15 protein-coding genes are annotated in these 18,782 nt (G+C 41.3%); 13 read left to right on the forward strand and 2 right to left on the reverse strand.

Translation table 11 applies throughout. The features are described from left to right. Positions 1-11 precede the first annotated feature (11 nt). The 10 genes from A7968_RS03955 to A7968_RS04000 all read left to right on the forward strand — a co-directional run bounded on the left by A7968_RS03955 (position 12) and on the right by A7968_RS04000 (position 11,603). On the forward strand, positions 12-2,165 hold the full coding sequence (locus A7968_RS03955; protein WP_064665253.1) for a dihydrolipoyl dehydrogenase family protein: 2,154 nt from the start codon (positions 12-14) through the stop codon (positions 2,163-2,165). Position 2,166: 1 nt separating this feature from the next. Beyond that, on the forward strand, positions 2,167-2,964 hold the full coding sequence (locus A7968_RS03960; protein WP_064665254.1) for a DUF547 domain-containing protein: 798 nt from the start codon (positions 2,167-2,169) through the stop codon (positions 2,962-2,964). A 16-nt stretch (positions 2,965-2,980) separates the two neighbouring features. Then, positions 2,981-4,183 carry an ABC transporter substrate-binding protein gene (locus A7968_RS03965; protein ID WP_227008983.1) on the forward strand — a complete coding sequence of 401 codons (1,203 nt, stop codon included), beginning with the start codon at positions 2,981-2,983 and terminating at the stop codon, positions 4,181-4,183. Between the two features lie 47 nt (positions 4,184-4,230). After that, the gene (locus tag A7968_RS03970) at positions 4,231-5,898 is read left to right on the forward strand and encodes an ABC transporter permease (protein ID WP_227008972.1); all 1,668 of its coding nucleotides are present in this window, start codon (positions 4,231-4,233) and stop codon (positions 5,896-5,898) included. Then, positions 5,898-6,545 (forward strand): ATP-binding cassette domain-containing protein, encoded by a 648-nt coding sequence (locus A7968_RS03975; RefSeq protein WP_064665257.1) that lies wholly within the window; start codon positions 5,898-5,900, stop codon positions 6,543-6,545. Before A7968_RS03970 ends, A7968_RS03975 begins: the two co-directional genes overlap by 1 nt. Continuing rightward, positions 6,538-7,170, forward strand: a complete 633-nt coding sequence (locus A7968_RS03980) for a CDP-alcohol phosphatidyltransferase family protein (RefSeq protein ID WP_064665258.1) — start codon at positions 6,538-6,540, stop codon at positions 7,168-7,170. Before A7968_RS03975 ends, A7968_RS03980 begins: the two co-directional genes overlap by 8 nt. Positions 7,171-7,173: 3 nt before the next feature. Further along, positions 7,174-7,971: a sterol desaturase family protein gene (locus A7968_RS03985; protein ID WP_064665259.1), complete on the forward strand. Its 798-nt coding sequence runs from the start codon at positions 7,174-7,176 to the stop codon at positions 7,969-7,971. Positions 7,972-8,107: 136 nt separating this feature from the next. Then, positions 8,108-8,893 carry a hypothetical protein gene (locus A7968_RS03990; protein WP_064665260.1) on the forward strand — a complete coding sequence of 262 codons (786 nt, stop codon included), beginning with the start codon at positions 8,108-8,110 and terminating at the stop codon, positions 8,891-8,893. Positions 8,894-8,951: 58 nt separating this feature from the next. Then, positions 8,952-10,406, forward strand: a complete 1,455-nt coding sequence (locus A7968_RS03995) for a lipid-binding SYLF domain-containing protein (protein WP_064665261.1) — start codon at positions 8,952-8,954, stop codon at positions 10,404-10,406. Positions 10,407-10,418: 12 nt separating this feature from the next. Continuing rightward, positions 10,419-11,603, forward strand: coding sequence for a BamA/TamA family outer membrane protein (locus tag A7968_RS04000; protein WP_064665262.1), 1,185 nt, complete (start codon positions 10,419-10,421; stop codon positions 11,601-11,603). Between the two features lie 65 nt (positions 11,604-11,668). Here the strand turns inward: A7968_RS04000 and A7968_RS04005 are convergent, their stop codons facing one another. Together A7968_RS04005 and A7968_RS04010 are read right to left on the reverse strand one after the other, a co-directional pair. After that, positions 11,669-12,637: an HAD family hydrolase gene (locus A7968_RS04005; protein WP_064665263.1), complete on the reverse strand. Its 969-nt coding sequence runs from the start codon at positions 12,635-12,637 to the stop codon at positions 11,669-11,671. A 78-nt stretch (positions 12,638-12,715) separates the two neighbouring features. Further along, complete coding sequence (locus A7968_RS04010) at positions 12,716-14,236, reverse strand: arylsulfatase (protein ID WP_157586647.1); 1,521 nt, start codon at positions 14,234-14,236, stop codon at positions 12,716-12,718. 341 nt (positions 14,237-14,577) lie between these two features. Here A7968_RS04010 and A7968_RS04015 point away from each other — a divergent pair, with 341 nt between their 5' ends. Genes A7968_RS04015 through A7968_RS04025 form a run of 3 tightly spaced genes read left to right on the forward strand, consistent with a single transcriptional unit; the run spans position 14,578 to position 18,782 of the window. Beyond that, the gene (locus tag A7968_RS04015) at positions 14,578-16,833 is read left to right on the forward strand and encodes a tetratricopeptide repeat protein (RefSeq protein WP_064665265.1); all 2,256 of its coding nucleotides are present in this window, start codon (positions 14,578-14,580) and stop codon (positions 16,831-16,833) included. Positions 16,834-16,843: 10 nt separating this feature from the next. Further along, positions 16,844-17,836, forward strand: a complete 993-nt coding sequence (locus A7968_RS04020; protein ID WP_064665266.1) for an AAA family ATPase — start codon at positions 16,844-16,846, stop codon at positions 17,834-17,836. 10 nt (positions 17,837-17,846) lie between these two features. After that, a complete protein-coding gene (locus tag A7968_RS04025; protein ID WP_064665267.1) occupies positions 17,847-18,782 on the forward strand; it encodes a DUF58 domain-containing protein in 936 nt (311 codons plus the stop codon).

The following is an 18,782-nucleotide window of genomic DNA, read 5'->3' on the forward strand; positions in this document are numbered from 1 at the left end:
GAGCGAAAATGATGTTTAAAAAAATTATATTATTAATTACTGCACTGCTCGCTATTGGGCTGTTTTTCTATTTTGATTTACATCAGCTATTAACCCTTGATGGGTTAAAAGGCTCAATGGATCAATTTAACCAATACAAAGCGCAATCGCCGTTGCTCGTTATTGGTGGGTTCTTTTTACTCTATGTCGTAGTAACTGCATTATCTCTGCCAGGAGCCGCTATTTTAACTCTGGCAGCAGGAGCACTATTTGGCCTAGTCGAAGGTTTACTCGTGGCTTCTTTTGCGTCAACCATTGGCGCCACACTCGCCTTTTTAGTGTCCCGTTATTTATTACGTGATGCGGTTAAAAAGCGTTTTCCTGAGCGTTTAGCAGCAATTGATACTGGCGTTGAAAAAGAAGGCGGTTTTTACTTATTTACTTTACGTTTAGTACCGGTATTTCCATTCTTTTTAATCAACTTATTAATGGGTGTCACCGCAATTAAATCATGGACTTTTTACTGGGTAAGCCAAATTGGTATGTTGGCTGGTACCTTCGTATTTGTAAATGCAGGCACTCAACTGGCGCAAATTGATAGCTTATCGGGCATTTTATCGTTTAATTTAATTTTATCATTTGTACTACTTGGGGTATTCCCACTTATTGCTAAAGCAATACTTAAGACCATTAAAAAACGTCGCGTTTATAAAAATTATACTAAACCAAAACAATTTGACCGTAACTTGATAGTCATAGGTGGCGGTGCTGGCGGCTTAGTAACGAGTTATATTGCTGCAGCAGTAAAAGCCAAGGTAGCCTTAATCGAAGCAGGAGAAATGGGCGGTGATTGCCTAAACTATGGCTGTGTACCCAGTAAGGCGATTATTAAAAGTGCCAAGATAGCCGAGCAAATTAAACACGCTGATAAATATGGTTTAGAGAGTAGTACGCCGCAGTTTTCGTTTAAGAAAGTTATGGCACGAGTACAGCAAGTGATTGCTGATATCGCCCCACACGACAGTGTTGAACGTTACACTGATTTAGGGGTAGAAGTGCTCAAAGGCTACGCGAAAATTATTGACCCGTGGACAGTTGAAATTAAACTTAATGATGGTGGCAGCCAAACTCTTACTGCCAAAACCATTGTTATCGCAACAGGAGCACGTCCATTTGTTCCGCCACTACCCGGTATTGAAGAAACAGGTTATGTCACCAGCGATACGTTATGGAGCAAGTTTGCCGAGCTTGATGAAGCACCTAAAAAACTGGTGGTGCTAGGTGGCGGGCCTATAGGCTCTGAACTTGCGCAAAGCTTTGCTCGACTCGGATCAAACGTAACGCAAATAGAAATGAGCGAGCGTATCATGATCAAAGAAGATGAAGAGGTTTCACTTTTTGCAACCGAAACACTTAAAGCCAGTGGTGTCAACGTACTCACCAACCACCAAGCTCTTCGCTGTGAAACACGCGATAATAAAAAGTATATTGTTGTTAAACATCAAGCAAAAGAGCTTGAAATTGAATACGACGAACTATTATGTGCCGTTGGTCGTAGTGCGCGCTTAACCGGTTATGGCCTAGAAGAGTTAGGTATTGAAACCAATCGCACAATTGTAACTAATGAATACCTAGAAACCCTCTACCCAAATATTTTTGCGGCCGGTGATATTGTTGGCCCGTATCAATTTACGCATGTTGCAGCCCATCAAGGCTGGTATGCCGCAGTAAATGGTTTATTTGGTAATTTGAAGAAGTTTAAAGTGGATTATCGAGTGATCCCCTGGACAACCTTTATTGATCCTGAAGTTGCTCGCGTAGGTATTAATGAGCAAGATGCAATCGAACAAGAACTTGATTATGAAATTACTCGCTTTGAATTTAAAGAGCTTGACCGCGCCATTACCGACAGCGCCACGCAAGGTTTTATTAAAGTTATTACGCCTAAGGGTAAAGACAAAATACTCGGTGTGACTGTGATCTCTGAGCACGCTGGTGATCTAATCGCTGAGTTTGTACTTGCGATGAAACACGGCTTAGGACTGAATAAAATACTTGGCACTATTCATAGTTACCCAACATGGGCTGAAGGCAACAAATATGCCGCTGGCGAGTGGAAACGAGCACATGCTCCTGAGCAAGTATTAAATTTGCTTGAAAAGTACCATACTTGGCGTCGAGGTTAGTATGAAGTTTAGTGCGATTTTTATTACCTTAGTAGGGTTTTTTTTAAGCCCAACTTCTCACGCCGAATCACTGCATTCACCTTGGCAGCAGCTTCTTAGCAAACATGTATATCCAATCAATCAGGGTAGTGGCACTGAGGTTGATTACCAAGCCTTTAAGGCGCAGCGTAACACCTTAAAAAACTACCTTGAGGCGCTTTCAACAGTTAGTCAAACTGAGTTTGATGCTTGGCCCAAGCATAAACAGTTAGCTTTTTTAATTAACGCCTATAACGCATGGACGGTCGAATTGATTCTAACTCAATACCCAAATATTGACTCAATTAAAGAATTAGGGCGTTTTTTTAGCTCTCCTTGGAGCAAAAAGTTTGTTTCATTATTAGGCGAAACCCGTAGCTTAGATAATATCGAACATACACTTATTCGTGGCACTGGCCGGTATAACGACCCGCGTATTCATTTTGCAGTAAATTGCGCCAGTATTGGTTGCCCCGCGCTACTAGAAGAAGCCTACACAGCCGACAAGCTTGAGCAACAGTTAACCGCACAAACTAAACGCTTTTTAACCGATACAAGCCGTAACTATATTACGGATGACACGCTTTATTTATCATCAATTTTTAAATGGTATAAAAGTGATTTTGAGCAAGGTTTTAAAGGGGCTAACTCTCTCAATGAATTTATAGTAATTTATGCAGATGCGCTAAACTTAAACCAAAACCAACAACAAGCAATTAAAAACAACGATATGGATATAGAATTTTTAGACTACAACTGGGCGCTCAATGCCAAAAACTAGGTTGGTTTTACGTTATATGCGCTTAACATTATTATTAAGCGCTTTAGTAACCGCACTCACAAGTTACGGCCAGCCTACGCACTTTGAAACAATACAACAGCAAGGCCAAAACCAGCCTGTGTATTTTCACGCATGGGGTGGTGATGCGCAAATAAATGCCTATATACAATGGTTAGCAAGTGAAGTAAAAGCCGCTTACAACATTGACTTAGTGCATGTAAAGCTTAACGATACCAGTGAAGCAGTAAACCGTGTACTCGCTGAAAAATCCGCCGCTAACCACAATAATGGTCAAGTTGACTTAATTTGGATCAACGGCGCTAACTTTGCTGCCATGGCAAAAAATAAACTATTAGCGCCAGACTGGGCTTTTGAACTGCCTAACTTTGCGCTGACAAATCCAGATAAAAACCCCGCCATGAGCAGAGACTTCAGCCTACCTACCCAAGGTATGGAAGCACCATGGGGGCAAGCTGCACTGACTTTTTATTACGATAGCGTAGCAACACCAGTACCGCCAAAAACACTTACTGAATTGCTAAGCTGGAGTAAACAAAACCCAGGACGATTTAGCTATCCAAAACCTCCTGACTTTTTAGGTGTTAGCTTTTTAAAGTATGCGCTACTGGTACTCAATAATAACCGCCCAGCGCAACACCTCCTTTATCAACCAGCGACACCACAAAGCCAAGCATTACTGCTTCCTGAATTATGGCAATTTTTAGATAAATTACACCCGTATTTATGGCGCAGTGGTCGCTATTTTGTTTCAAGCGGTATTACACTTAGACGTTTAATGGGCGATACCGAACTAAGCCTTGCATTTACTTTTTCAGCGCCTGAGGTTGCTGGTGCAGTAGAACGCTTTGACTTACCACGCAGTATTCGTAGCTACGCCATGGCGGATGGGAGTTTGAGTAACATCCACTTTATTGCCATCCCTTATAATGCAGCTCATCAAGCCAGTGCAAAACTAGTGGCAAACTTTATGCTTAGCGTTAAAGCACAAGCTAAAAAGCAGCAAGCAATGGTATGGGGTGACCGCACAGTCCTTGATTTATCAGCATTAACACCAAAACAACAGGAAAAATTTAAACCCGCAAAGCCGCATTTAAGCGCACTGCCCATTAATAGCAACAGCCCAGCTCTTAGTGAGCCGCACCCAAGCTGGAGTAACCTACTCACTCATGAGTGGCTTAAGCGCTATGGTGCACAATAACTATGCTTAATGCGACCAGATCATATTTTACGACCTTTGTCAGTATCATGCCCACGTTACTGATTGCTTTGTTAGTACTTCCTGTATTAGGTGGTTTAGCTAATGTCATTTTACCCGCCTTTGGCTGGCTACCTGCCCTTGGTGAAAATGCCCTTAGCATAAAAGGATTTAGTGCCTTATTTGCAACTGCAGGGCTGACTAATATGCTTATGCTTAGCTTCTCAAGCGCGCTTTTAAGCACCTTATTAGCTTTTGTTATGACGATATTAATTATGGCCAGTTACTTTAACAGCCCTTGGCTTGGTCGTATCCAACGTTTATTAGGGCCAATACTCGTGATCCCCCATGCAGCCGCGGCCATAGCAATTGCATTTTTAATTACGCCTTCCGGTCTTTTCTCTCGCATGCTGTCGCCTTGGTTAACTGATTGGCAAGCCCCTGTTGATTGGTTATTACCACACGATCCGTTTGGGCTGAGTATTATTTTAGGGCTCACCCTAAAGGAGCTGCCATTTTTATTATTGATAGCATTAGGCGCACTATCACAAAAAGAGCTAGGTAAAACGCTTCACGCGCAACATAAAGTCGCACTCAGTTTAGGTTACTGCCCTATCACCGCTTTTTTTAAAGTCGTGTTACCCGCACTTTACCCATATTTACGTTTACCTGTACTTGCTGTGCTTGCTTATGCCAGTGCAAGTGTAGAAATCCCATTAATTCTCGGCCCAAATACGCCTCCCACCTTGGCTGTGGCAATTTTACATTGGTTTAATGACGTTGATTTAACCCTCAGAATTCAGGCTAGCGCAGGCGCATTACTGCAATTGATAGTGACACTCTTTACACTAACTTGTTGGCTAGTACTTGAATGGTTAGTTAAGTTTTTTGCAAAGAATAGTTTAACTAATGGACAGCGAGAATACGCAGGCCAGTTAATAAAATGGCTAACCCATCTGCTTACCACATTATTAATGAGCGTAATAGTCATGGCGCTAGCAGGGCTTATTTTATGGTCTGTCGCAGGATTTTGGCGATTTCCGGCTGCGTTGCCAGAAAAATTGCTATTCATGCATTGGCAAAGCGCATTTAGCCAAATGCAAACCCCAATTATCAATACTTTACTGATTGGTTTTGCGGCCACCAGCATAGCGCTATTTTTAACCCTTCTCACTCTCGAGGCAGAACAGCAGCGCGGGTATGAGCTCTCAAGCTTAGTGAGTTTACTCATCTATTTACCCATGCTCATCCCCAGTATCGCGTTTTTATTTGGTTTAGTATGGCTGCAAGAACAATTAAGCAGCCGACACGCTTACTTCAATGTAATATTTAGTCACTTATTATTTGTGTTACCTTATGTATTTTTATCATTAGCAAGTAGTTACCGCTTACTCGATAAACGTTTTGCACAAGTAGGTGCAAGCCTTGGCGCGGCGCCCCTGAAAGTTTTTTTGCAAATAAAGCTCCCCCAATTGTTGCCTGCGATTTTAGTTGCCTTAGCACTTGGTTTAGCGATTAGTTTTAGCCAATACTTACCAACCATTTTACCCGGTGGCGGGCGTATCAATACTATAACCACTGAAGCTGTCGCCCTCGCAAATGGGGCGAGTCGCAGAGTTAGCAGTGTTTATGCATTAACGCAGATGATTTTACCTGGCCTAGGCTTTTTGCTTGCGTGGCTTTTGCCCAAATTTATTTTTCGTCACAAGGATTTATAATGGCTGCATCACTGACCATCAAAGCACTAAACCTATATCGAGGCTCTGAGCATTTACTTACCCTTGATGAAACCATTAAAGGCGGCGAAATACTAACTATTATGGGGCCATCAGGTAGTGGAAAGTCAACACTATTAAATTGGCTGAGCGGTATGTTACCTAAAGGTTTTAGTGCGCAAGGTGCGCTTTATTTTAACCAGCAAGATATTAGCCACCAGCCAAGTCACCTACGTCATTTAGGCTTACTTTACCAAGACTCGTTATTATTTTCACATCTTGATGTTGCAGGTAATATCGCCTTTGCAATGCCTAAAGGCGATAAACAACAAAGGCTGAAAAAAATAACCGAGGCGCTTTCACAAGTTGGATTAAGTGGTATAGAGCAACGCTCTGTTAGCAGCCTATCGGGCGGTCAGCAAGCACGTGTTGCATTACTAAGGGTATTATTAAGCCAGCCCAAAGCAATATTATTAGACGAGCCTTTTAGTAAGCTCGACAGTCAGTTACGTAGTGAAATACGCGAGCTGGTGTTTAGCCAAATACGCGCACTAAAAGTTCCTGCCATTTTGGTAACGCACGATTACAGTGACGCAAGCGCAGCTGCTGGCAAAGTAATAAACATAACCAAGGAAAGTGAGCATGCTTGATAAGTATATTACGCCTATAATAAAACCACTGCTAACACCTGTCGTCAGGCTACTTGATAGAAAAAATATCACTCCCGATCAACTCACAGTTAGCGGTTTTGTAATTGGCCTATTGGCAGTTCCTTTACTAGCATTAGAGCTGTGGTATTTTGCACTGACTGCAATTGTAATAAATCGCATTTTTGATGGCCTAGATGGCGCGTTGGCTCGCCATACAAATAAAAGCTCAAGTGCGGGTGGCTTTTTAGATATTACTCTCGATTTTTTATTTTACGCAGCTATTCCACTTGGCTTTATTTTGGCGAACCCTGAACAAAACGCCATTGCTGGCGCTATTTTGTTAGCCAGCTTTATTGGCACCGGTTCGAGCTTTTTGGCCTTCGCTATTGCTGCAGAGAAATTTAACCTCGAAAAGCCACAATTTAAAAATAAGAGCTTTTATTACTTAAATGGCCTAACTGAAGGCACTGAAACCATAGCACTATTTATTGCTCTGTGTATTTGGCCTGCGCAATTTGCATTACTTGCAAGCATTTTTGCTTTTGCTTGCGCAATAACCATTGTCACTCGCATTTATGGTGGTTATATCACCCTAAAACAGCAAGAACTCAGCTTAGGCGAATAATAAATGACGAATGAAGTATATTGGCGCCTTGGCTGCTTTTTTAGCATTTTAATAATCATGATGTTACTTGAGTGGCAAAAACCCGCGCGTAAATCACCAGTTAAAGCATCAACTCGATGGTTTGCTAACTTTTCTTTAGTACTTATTTCATCAGTGGCAGCGCGCTTAATTGTACCAATAGGGCTTACCGCATTAGCTATTTATAATACCGAGCAAGGGATTGGCTTATTTAACTTATTGGCACTGCCAATGTGGCTGGTCATTATCCTTAGTTTTTTACTGCTCGACATGCTGATTTATTGGCAACATCGCTTATTTCATCAAGTACCGTTACTTTGGCGTTTACATAAAGTTCACCACGCAGATCCTCATGTCGATACAAGTACTGGACTTCGCTTTCATCCTATTGAAATCGTACTCAGTATTTTAATTAAGCTCACTGTAATAACCATTTTGGGTGTACCCGCGCTGGCCGTACTTGTTTTTGAAATAGTACTGAATGGTTTTGCGTTATTTAATCATGCCAATATTCGCCTGCCAAAAAGGCTCGAACACCTATTGCGTTTACTAATAATTACCCAGCAATTGCATCGCATTCATCATAGCCAGCGCCCCGATGAAACCAATAGTAATTACGGCTTTAGTGTTGTTTGGTGGGATAAGGTTTTTAAAAGCTACAAAAAGGCAGCCACGCTAACTGATGATAACCTCAATATAGGTTTAAAAGAATTCCGGAGGGTAAATGAGAACAGTCGACTATGGACACTATTAAAAATACCCTTTATAAAGAAACAGATTTAGTTAATATCACAGTGCACACTTTAGTAGTTGCCATTAAGCCAACTACAGTAGGCAAGCTGCAATTTGCCATAGCAATGATTTACTCTATACTGACTATCGTAATAGGATTTATTTTTAATTTAATAAGGATCGTAATATGCGTAAACTCCTCCCTATACTTGCCTTTTTGCCAGTTGCAAATATAGCCCAAGCACAAGAAAAAGATGTGCAAGATATGTCTGACCCACTTGCCGTATATACTCAAGCAGGTTTTGGCGTTACCGATAAAGGGATTAATTTAAAAATTGGTCAAACCTATGACACAGGTAACCCCACCACTGCTGGGATGAATATCATTGAAGTGAAGGGGATTTATGGCGATGTATTCGGCTGGCGAGGAGATGACAAAACCACAGATTCCATCGATTCATTTCGCTTTCGTAATTTTACTACAGATTTAAGCAACGGCACCGCCACACAAATTGATGCCAACTATAATTTGCGAGGCAACCTCGCTGCAGAAGAGACCTTGGATGTCTCATATAGCTTTATTAAAGCCCTTCCTCCCCAAGGAAAATTCACCTTTTACCCACTTGCTGGTGTGGGGGTATCTGTGGGTGAAAATGCCTTAGAAGATGATGGTTCAATCGACAGTGGTTATTCAACCATGGGGGTTTATGGCCTTATTGGTATGTACTCAAAATTTGCCGTTACAGATAAAATTTGGATTAACTACAACCCATTTTGGTTATCGACTATTGCAGGCTCCGATAACTATAAAGATAACTACTATGGTGTAGATCAAAGCCATATTTTAACTCACGAATTTGCGCTTAGTTATCAAATTAACCCACGAATGAACCTACGTTACTTTGCTAACTGGAATGAAAATGTCGATTTTTTTGATGGCGACCAGCGAATAGAATTCAATTACCAGCTTTAATCTCATCAGCTAATCCATCGCCTAGTCTGTGCGCTAGGCGTAAACGTAAAGAGTAACCATGCAACGTATTTTTGCTTTTTTGCACTCAGTTAGCCTGTCATTAATTATTTTACTATTAATTTTTACCAGTGGCTGTACCAGCCTTTCTAAACAGCAACGATTAGACACACAGCAAAAAATAGCTGCTAAAAACCAGCAACTTTTAACTATGTTCGCGCGCAAGCAACCCAGTATAAATAATGACTTAGAAAATGCGGTGGGTTACATGGTGTGCGAAACAAATCAAATGATGTTAATCGCCTTAGGTGGCCAAAACGGTTTATGTTTATTAACTAATAACAGTAAAGCTGAGCAAACCGTTCTCGATTTAAACAGCATTAACTTAGGGGTTGGCTTAGGGGCTAGTCATAATCAATATTTAATTACTTTTCAAGATCCTGAGGTAATGCATAAAGTTAAAGCGGGTCATTTCAGCATTAAATTGAGTAACGTTACCAAAAGTACACAAAGTACCCCTACCACGGCTGTAAATTACGCGCAGAAAATAAACCTTTATTCACTCAATAAAGAAGGCGCTATTATCTCTTTAGCCGTTGATGCATTAGTTATTACCCCAAATAAATCGCTCAATGACCCTGAATTTTCGCTCAGCAATATGCCCACAAAAACAGCTCAACCACAAACCACAGAGTGGCCCTATGCATTGCCCTTTCTAGCAGAACGAGTCATTGCCAAAGGCTACCAATTGCCGAAACCTTATGGGGTTGGCTTTACTTACGTTAGCGTTGAGCAACAGATGTCATTAACACAATTACAGGTTGGCTTTAATGGCAATGGCACTCACCCCTATGATTTTGTAAGCTTTGACACACCAATTACATCACTAACCACACTGCAATTAAAAGCAGATATGTGGGTATTACCCTTTATGAATGTATTCGCTACCTTAGGTAAAGTTGAAGGCGACTTACATGCTGATGTACTCATTGATGGCGACACTATGCTTGCCCAACTAGGCGAAGATTGCCAAAATTTTATAAAACCGCTGAGCTGCCGGTTACTCGAAAATAAACGCTTTACGCTACCTATTCGCGCAAACGTTAACCCCACCACTTATGGTATAGGGACCATAATTGCAGGCGCTTGGCAAGATTGGTTTGTAACATTGCCAATGAATATGACTTGGAGCCAATCAAATCGTAATCACCTTGATGGTCGCTCTGTTACTATCACCCCTAGAGGCGGACATATAATTCATTTACCCCGATTAGGACGCTTGTCGCTCTTTTTAGGTGGTAATTATTTAGATAGCCGCAATACGGTTACGGGCAGTTTAACGAGCGAAGCTGGATTTAGTCTAGACTATCAAGTAAAGCAAGCTAATGTTGACCGTTGGAATTTATTGACTGGCTTTAATTGGGATATCAGTAGTAGCTTATCACTTAATATAGAATACAATGGTTTTATCGGCGATCGCGATGCGTTCATTGCAGGGTTAACCATTCGTTATTAAAAAGGAATTGTTATGCGTAAATATTCAACATCATTATCCAGCGTTTTTGCATGCTTGCTATTCAGCCCCGCTGCTAATGCTGATTTTTTTAATGAGTATATGATTGACCCTGAAGATGGTCAACTCGATGCCAGCCGCTATATTTCACAAACACCACTGGGCTTTTTACCCGTTCCGTCCATTATCACTGAGCCCGCTGTAGGGACTGGTTTAGCGTTGATGGGATTATTTTTTCATGATACCGATAAAAACAAACATACTGAACACACAGAAAAGCCTTTGCTACCAAAAAGTATTAGTATTGTTGGGGCGATGAAAACAGAAAACGGTACTTGGGGTGCAGGCGTTGGCCATATTGCATTCTGGCAAGAAGATACACTCAGATACCGAGGCTTTGCTGGCTACGCCGACATTAATTTAGACTTTTACTCATTAGCGGGTCGCGAGCTCAATAAACCGATTGCGCTTAACTTACATGGTCCCGGAGTGTTACAGCAACTCACTAAGCGGATCCCAGGCAGTAATTTTTTCGCAGGCGTTAAGCAATTTTACCGCGGTGTTGATATTGCCCTTGCCGAGCCTTTATTGACTGGCAATAACATCATAGATGAGCAGCTAGCGGTACTTAATGACCAACTCAGTAAAAAAATCAATACCTCAGGACTTGGGGGCGTATTAGAATTTGATAATCGTAACAACCCCTTAAACCCAGAAAAAGGCTTCAATTACCGAGCAGAATACATGGTGTTTAACGATAGTATTGGCAGTGACGTTGATTATCAGTCAGCACAAATTAAAGGCTTAAACTATTGGCAGCTAAGCCCAAAAACTAATTTCTCTTTTCGCTATCAATACGATGGTGTATTTGCTGATGGTGATACTAGACTACCTGTCTATGTACTGCCATTTATTGATTTACGGGGGATAGCTAAATCGCGTTATCAAGGTACTGATGTATTAGTCGCGGAAGTTGAATTAACCTATAAAATAAATCAACGCTGGCGAATCAACGGTTTTACAGGGCTTGGAAAAGCAAGTTACAGTTTTTCAGATATTGGCAGCGCAGATCCACAAACAACTCTCGGTGCTGGGTTTCGTTATTTAATAGCAAAACGCTATGGTTTTACAATGGGCCTTGATATAGCAAAAGGCCCCGAAGAAAGTACTATTTATATCCAAGCGGGTAGTTCGTGGTAGAGATACAGGTCCAAAACTGAAGGAATAACGTTTCCCTCAGTTTTGGCCTCAGCGAATTAATCTCGCTATTTTTTATAGATAACTTTCCAATCACTTTTCATATCAACAACGGTCCAGTCGTCTTTTTTTGCTTGTACTAATGCTTTATCTAAACCACCGATTTTTGAGCCTTTATCATATGCCCATTCACGTTTTTCGTCAGTGTGATGGATAAGCATAGAGAAACGTGCGCCATTACCTGCTTTGGTCCACTCCAACATTTCTCTGTCACCATCAGAATTGCCAACAGCAATCACAGGGCGCTTCCCTATTGCTTGATAAATACCGATAGGCTTACCCGCTTTATCATCATTAAAATCAAGCTTTGGCAATCTTACAATTTGTGGCACACCGTCAACCACTTTATATTCTGACGCTACGCGGCTACCAATAATTTGCTCACTTGGAATACCATAAACAGCGGGCGCCCAAGCACGCATAAATTCAACACCACCACCAGAGACTATAAAGGTTTTATAATCATGTTCACGTAAATAAGTTAATAGTTCAAGCATAGGTTGATAAACCATATCCGTAAAAGGCATCTTCGTTACTGGATGTTTTGCTGAACTCATCCATGTTGAAACTTGCTGAGTAAATTCATCGCTAGTGATTCCGGTGTGGGTATTCATCACTAACTCAACTAAATCTTTTTCAGTCACATGAGCAGGCATTTTTCCTTGAAGAATATCAGCGTAAGGCTGTGTGGTTTTCCACTCTGGGTGCGCCGGCGCCAGCTTTTTAACTTGCGCTAAGGCAAAAAACAGTTGGAAATAAGCTGGTTGCTCTGCCCACAACGTTCCGTCATTATCAAATACAGCAATCCTGTCAGCAACAGCAACAAAGTCTTTAGAGCCTTCTGTGGTGGTGTTTTTTACAAACTCCATAATTGCATTTTTGCTAGTGCCCTCTTGCCATGACGCTAAGGGTTCAGCTGCGACATAGGCCGTAAAAACGAAACTTGTAATAACCAGTAGATACTTAAATAATTTCATACAAACTCCTTTTAAAGTTAAAAAGCCAACTCCGAATGAAGTTGGCTTTAAGTTTTGTTATCAAACTTGCAATAGCGCTTAGTTACGCGGAACTAACGCATCTAGTTCAGCCAATTTTTTCAATGCATCTTGCTGTCTAAATGTATCATAACTAATGTTGCTTGAGTTTAAGCTAGATCCCATTTGGAATGGATAATCTGGAATAGTTTTTAAGAACTCCATTACTTTCTGTTGTACAGGTACAAATAACCACATAGTGTTTTCAGCATACCATTTTAAGTACATACCAGACTCAAGCGCACCTTTTTGATACGGGTCTTGACGTAGGTTAATAATTAACGGCCATGCTGGCGTTTCACGAGTTGCGGTATTAATACCACCAGACAGCGTTGCAAAGTGGATTTTCCAATCCTGCCAGCGAACCGCATTCAACTCACCTGTCGCACCAAAGTAGTAAATAGTATCACGTGGTGATTTATCAACTTTACCTTCAAAGTATGGCTTCATGTTATAACCGTCAAGGTGTACACGCCATTTTTTACCATTGGCGCGGTAGCCTTTTTTCAGTTTTTCAACTACGTTAGGCTCACCGGCTGCAGCCACGAAGGTTGGCATCCAATCTTCTTGTGAGATGATTTCGTTTGAAACAGTACCAGGCTTAATAGTACCAGGCCAACGAACCATCATAGGAACACGGAAGCCACCTTCCCACGTAGTCCCTTTCTCACCATGGAACGGAGTAGTACCACCATCAGGCCAACTAATAGTTTCTGCACCGTTATCGGTTGAGTATACAACGATAGTGTTGTCGGCAATTTTCAGCTCATCAAGCTTATCTAGTAACACACCTACGGCCTTGTCATGCTCAGCCATACCGTCTGGGTATAAACCTTTACCCGTAACACCAACAGACTCTTCTTTTAAGTGAGTCCAAACGTGCATACGCGTAGAGTTCATCCACATAAAGAATGGTTTTTTCTGTTTAACAGCGCGTTCCATAAAATCTAGACCCGCAGCCATAAACTCGTCATCCGCATGCTCCATGCGTTTTTTAGTCAGTGGACCTGTATCTTCGATTTTGCCATCAGCGGTTGCTTTTAATACACCACGAGGACCATATTTTTTACGGAACTCAGGATCTTTTGGGTAATAGTAGCCTTCAGGCTCTTCTTCAGCGTTTAAGTGGTAAAGGTTACCAAAAAACTCATCAAAACCATGGTTAGTTGGCAGGTGCTTGTCTTGGTCACCTAAGTGGTTTTTACCAAAATGGCCCGTCATATAGCCTTGTTCTTTAAGTAAATCACCGATAGTTGGTGACCAATCAGGAATACCATGATCAGAACCTGGCATGCCAATCGTTAACAAACCTGTTCTAAATGGGTGTTGACCGAGAATAAACGAAGCACGGCCAGCAGTACAAGATTGCTGCGCATATGAATCGGTAAACATTGCTCCCTCTTTGGCAATACGATCAATATTCGGTGTTTTGTAACCCATGATACCGTGGTTGTATGCACTGATATTGTGTACACCGATATCATCCCCCCAGATAACCAAAATATTGGGTTTATCTGCAGCGTGTGCGGAACCAACCCCCATTGCAAGTGCTGCCACTGCAACTAATTGCTTAATGTTCGATTTTATAGAAATCACCTGTGTACTCCTTGTTATAACCAACTTAAATAAATACGCCTAAACTATAGACTAGTTTAAAGCTATACTATTTCAACTTTATTGCAACGAAAAATTATCATCTTTTATGCTTCATATTTAATGCTCTATGTAATTATATACATATTGAAGGTACAAACGGTAATTATTCTTTTGAATTAGATACTTCTTGCAATTGAGTTGCTTAGTAAGCTTTACTCTAGTAGCTTTGAACTGGTATATATTGCAAGAAAAACTAAACGATGCTGTTCGCGCAAGGATAATTGTAAATGCGATTTCTATTTTTACTGATTTGGCTGTACGCCCTATCTCTCTCCCTCACTGTTAATGCTAGCGAACAAGAATGCAGTTCTTGTCACAAAGAGCAAGTGCAAGACTGGCAACAATCAGATCATTTTCACGCAATGGAAGCCGCAAGTTTAGAGACCGTTTTAGGCAATTTTAACGACCAGACGTTAGATTATGACGGTCAACAAGTTCGCTTTTATACTAATAAACAAAAACTATTTATAAGTATGCCGGACCTATCTGGTAAAATGACTGACTTTCCTGTGTTGTATACATTCGGCTACCAGCCATTACAACAATATATGTTTGACATGGGCAAAGGAAAAATTCAATTATTCCCATTTGCTTGGGATTCAAGAAGCAAACAGCAAGGTGGGCAACGTTGGTTTGTACTGCACCCCGAACAAAAAAAACATGATCTATTTCACTGGTCACAAATGGGGCAAAATTGGAACCATATGTGCGCCGACTGTCACTCAACTGATTTTAAAAAACAATTTGATTTAAAAACCAACGAGTTTAATTCAACATATAGTGCCATGAATGTTAGTTGTAACGCCTGCCATGGTGATACAAAGCAACATGTAAGCTGGGCGAATGGCGATACGAACATTAAAGATAAAGGTTTTGCGATCGATATCAGCAAAAAAACACCATTATTTGTTCGTCAAGCTGATGGCAATATGAAAAGCGCGCAACCACTAAAAAGCTCACAACAAGTACCAGTGTGTGCAACTTGTCATGCAAGACGAAGTCAGTTAGCTGACCGCACAGAGCCACATCAGTTTTTAAAAGAATTTCAACCATCGTTGATTACGCCCGAGCTATATCATGTCGACGGCCAAGTATGGGACGAGGATTATGTATGGGGTTCCTTCGAGCAGAGCAAGATGTTCAATGCAGGGGTAACGTGCAGTAACTGTCATAACCCTCATTCAGGAAAGTTAAAATTACCAGCTAATCAAACCTGTACGCAGTGTCATACCCGTGAAGTATTTGACACCCCTGATCATCACGGTCATCAAGTTGACACCGCAGGTAGCCAATGTGTTGATTGTCATATGCCTACGACAACTTATATGCAAGTCGATGCCAGACGCGACCACAGCTTTAGAGTACCGCGCCCTGACCTAACATTAAAAACCCAAGCCCCTAATGCTTGCAATAGCTGTCATCAAGATAAAACACCGCAATGGGCAGTAAAAAACATAAAAACATGGCACCCAGATTCAAAGCATATAGGCAGTGATCATTTTTCATTAGCATTTCATGCTGCTGATAACCGCCTACCAAATAGCTCTGCTATGCTGACAAAAATTGCTCAGAATAAAGACTTTCCTGACATTATTCGCGCATCTGCTTTATCTCGTATGGCAGCAACTCCAGACAACAATGCTGTTGTCGCTATTGTCAGAGCAGTAAAAGAAAATGAACCACTAAAACGCCAAGCGGCTATTACTGCTGCTATGCCGTATGAAATATCACAGCGTTGGCGCATGATTAATAGCTTACTTGATGATGAACGTTTAGCGATCAGAACAGAAACTGCTCGTGCACTCGCCGCAATGTTAGTAGAGCCTTTTCCTGGTGGCTTAAATGAAGTGGACACTAAGCGCCTTAATAAAGCATTAAAGGAATATAAGCTTGCTCAATCTTATCAAGCTGAGCGCGGCTTTTCGCACACTAACTTGGGTAACTTAGCGCTGCAGCTAAACCAAGCTGATCAAGCAAAAGCACATTACTTAACTGCAATCCAGATTGAAAATATCTTTATTCCAAGCTATGTTAATTTAGCTGATTTATATCGCACTCAAGGTGATGAAAAAGCGGCAAAAGATATTTTATTGCAAGGGCTAAAGGTCAACCCTGAAGCCGCTGACTTACATTATTCACTTGCAATGAGTTATATACGAAGCAAAGATAAAAAAACGGCATTACCGCATTTAGCACAAGCTGCGAGCTTCGCTGAAAACAATGCCAATTACAGCTACACTTATGCTTTACTACTGCAAGACATGGGTCAGATGAATGATGCCTTAAAAGCGCTGCAAAAGGCATTTCAAATAACGCCAAACAACCCAGATATAAGCTATAGTTTAGCCCAAGCATACTTAGCGAAAAAGCAATATGATGATGCGTTAAGATATGCAAGAAACTTAGCGCAATTAGTACCAGGTAACCAACAGATACAAGAGTTTATACAACAAATACAAATGATGCAGAGCCTAAATCAATAAGGAAAATAGTATGGAGACACTTGCACAAATAAAACAATTACAAGCACAAATGGCCAGCAGTATTATAGGCCAACAAGATGTAATTGAGCGTTTGCTTATTGGCTTATTAGCCAATGGTAACTTATTGATCGAAGGCTTGCCGGGTCTTGCAAAAACCCGTGCCATTAAAGCCTTAGCTAAAAATATCGATAGCCAATTTAGTCGGGTACAATTTACCCCTGACTTATTGCCATCTGATATCACCGGCTCTGAAGTGTACTTTCAAACCGAAAATGGTGGCGAATTTAAGTTTGACCCAGGTCCATTGTTTGCCAATATCGTACTCGCCGATGAAATTAACCGTGCGCCAGCTAAAGTGCAATCAGCACTATTAGAAGCAATGGAAGAGAGGCAAATCACGGTTGCTGGTAAAACCCATAAAATGGAACCGCTTTTTATGGTATTAGCCACGCAAAACCCTGTTGAGCAAGAAGGCACCTACCCGCTGCCGGAAGCGCAAATGGACCGTTTTTTAATGCAAGTAAACATTGTTTACCCAAGTGTTGAAGACGAAGTGGACGTGATTGGATTAGTTCGTCAAGAAGAGCAAAGCTTATACAATACAGCTACTGAAGAGCAAACTGACAACACCCAAAAACAGCTTTTGCCACAACAAGTCATTTTTGATGCCCGCAAAGAAATTGCCAATATCGCAGTAAGCCCTGAAATGGCACGCTACATTGCTGATTTAGTGTATGCCACACGCACACCAGAAAAATACGATAAAGAGCTTGCCAGTTGGATAGACTTAGGTGCCTCACCGCGTGCTTCTATCAGCTTAGATAAGTGTGCACGTACCCATGCTTGGCTTGCAGGGCGTAGTGAAGTACTCCCTGATGATATTCGTAGTATTGCCGTTGATGTATTACGCCATAGGTTAAGTTTAAGTTATCAAGCACAAGGCGCAGGAATTCAAAGCCATGATGTCATTGCTAAAATTATTGAGTTAGTTGCCCTGCCATAAGGAGCATGACATGGCTATTTCAGAGTCTGAGTTAGACCAACGTATATACAGTGACTTTAAACAATTAAAAAGCTTGCAAAGTCGCGCCCGTAAACTCAGTTTTTTACCTAAGCAACACAGTAATAGTGTGTTAGCGGGTAGGCATAGTTCCCGGGTTCGCGGCCGTGGTTTAAGCTTTGAGGAACTTAGAGATTACCGTGTTGGCGATGATATTCGCAGTATTGACTGGCGTGTCACCGCACGTACCGGCAAGCCTCATGTACGTGTTTATGCTGAAGAAAAAGATCGCTGTGCGTTGCTCTTAGTTGACCAGCGAGTGAATATGTTTTTTGGCTCAAAGCTAAATATGAAATCTGTCACAGCGAGTGAGGCTGCAGCAATTTGCGCCTATAGAATATTTGAGCAAGGTGATCGGGTTGGTGGGGTCATTTTCAATGACACTGAAATAAAAGCCTTTAAACCCAGTAAAAAACCACAAGCGCTTGAACAGTTTATGCATAGTGTCAGTAAGTTTAATTTAGCCCTAAATTGCGATTTACCCAAGCCAACTACAGCGATGACCTTAAACGAACCACTTGCTGCGGCAACCAAGTTGGTTAGTCACGATCAAATGATTATTATTATTAGTGATTTCGATCATGTTGATTTAGCCACCGAGCAGTACTTGGCGCAAATGGCCGAGCATAATGATGTTATTTTATGCTTAGTGAGCGATGATATCCATCATCAGCTTCCTACTGACCTGATCTTAAGCGTTAGTGATGGTGAGCAGCAAATGATGCTTGATACTAGCCAAAAAGATGTACATCAACGTATGCAAACAACATTCACAGAACGCACTAAAAAAATCAAAGATTGGCAACTTTCCATTGGCGTTACCGTAATCGAACTCAGCGCCAGTGAAGATACCTTAAGCCAGTTTTCCAGTGCATTTGCGGTAGGTTAA

Source organism: Pseudoalteromonas prydzensis, assembly GCF_001661495.1.
In the GTDB taxonomy this organism is placed as follows: domain Bacteria; phylum Pseudomonadota; class Gammaproteobacteria; order Enterobacterales; family Alteromonadaceae; genus Pseudoalteromonas; species Pseudoalteromonas prydzensis.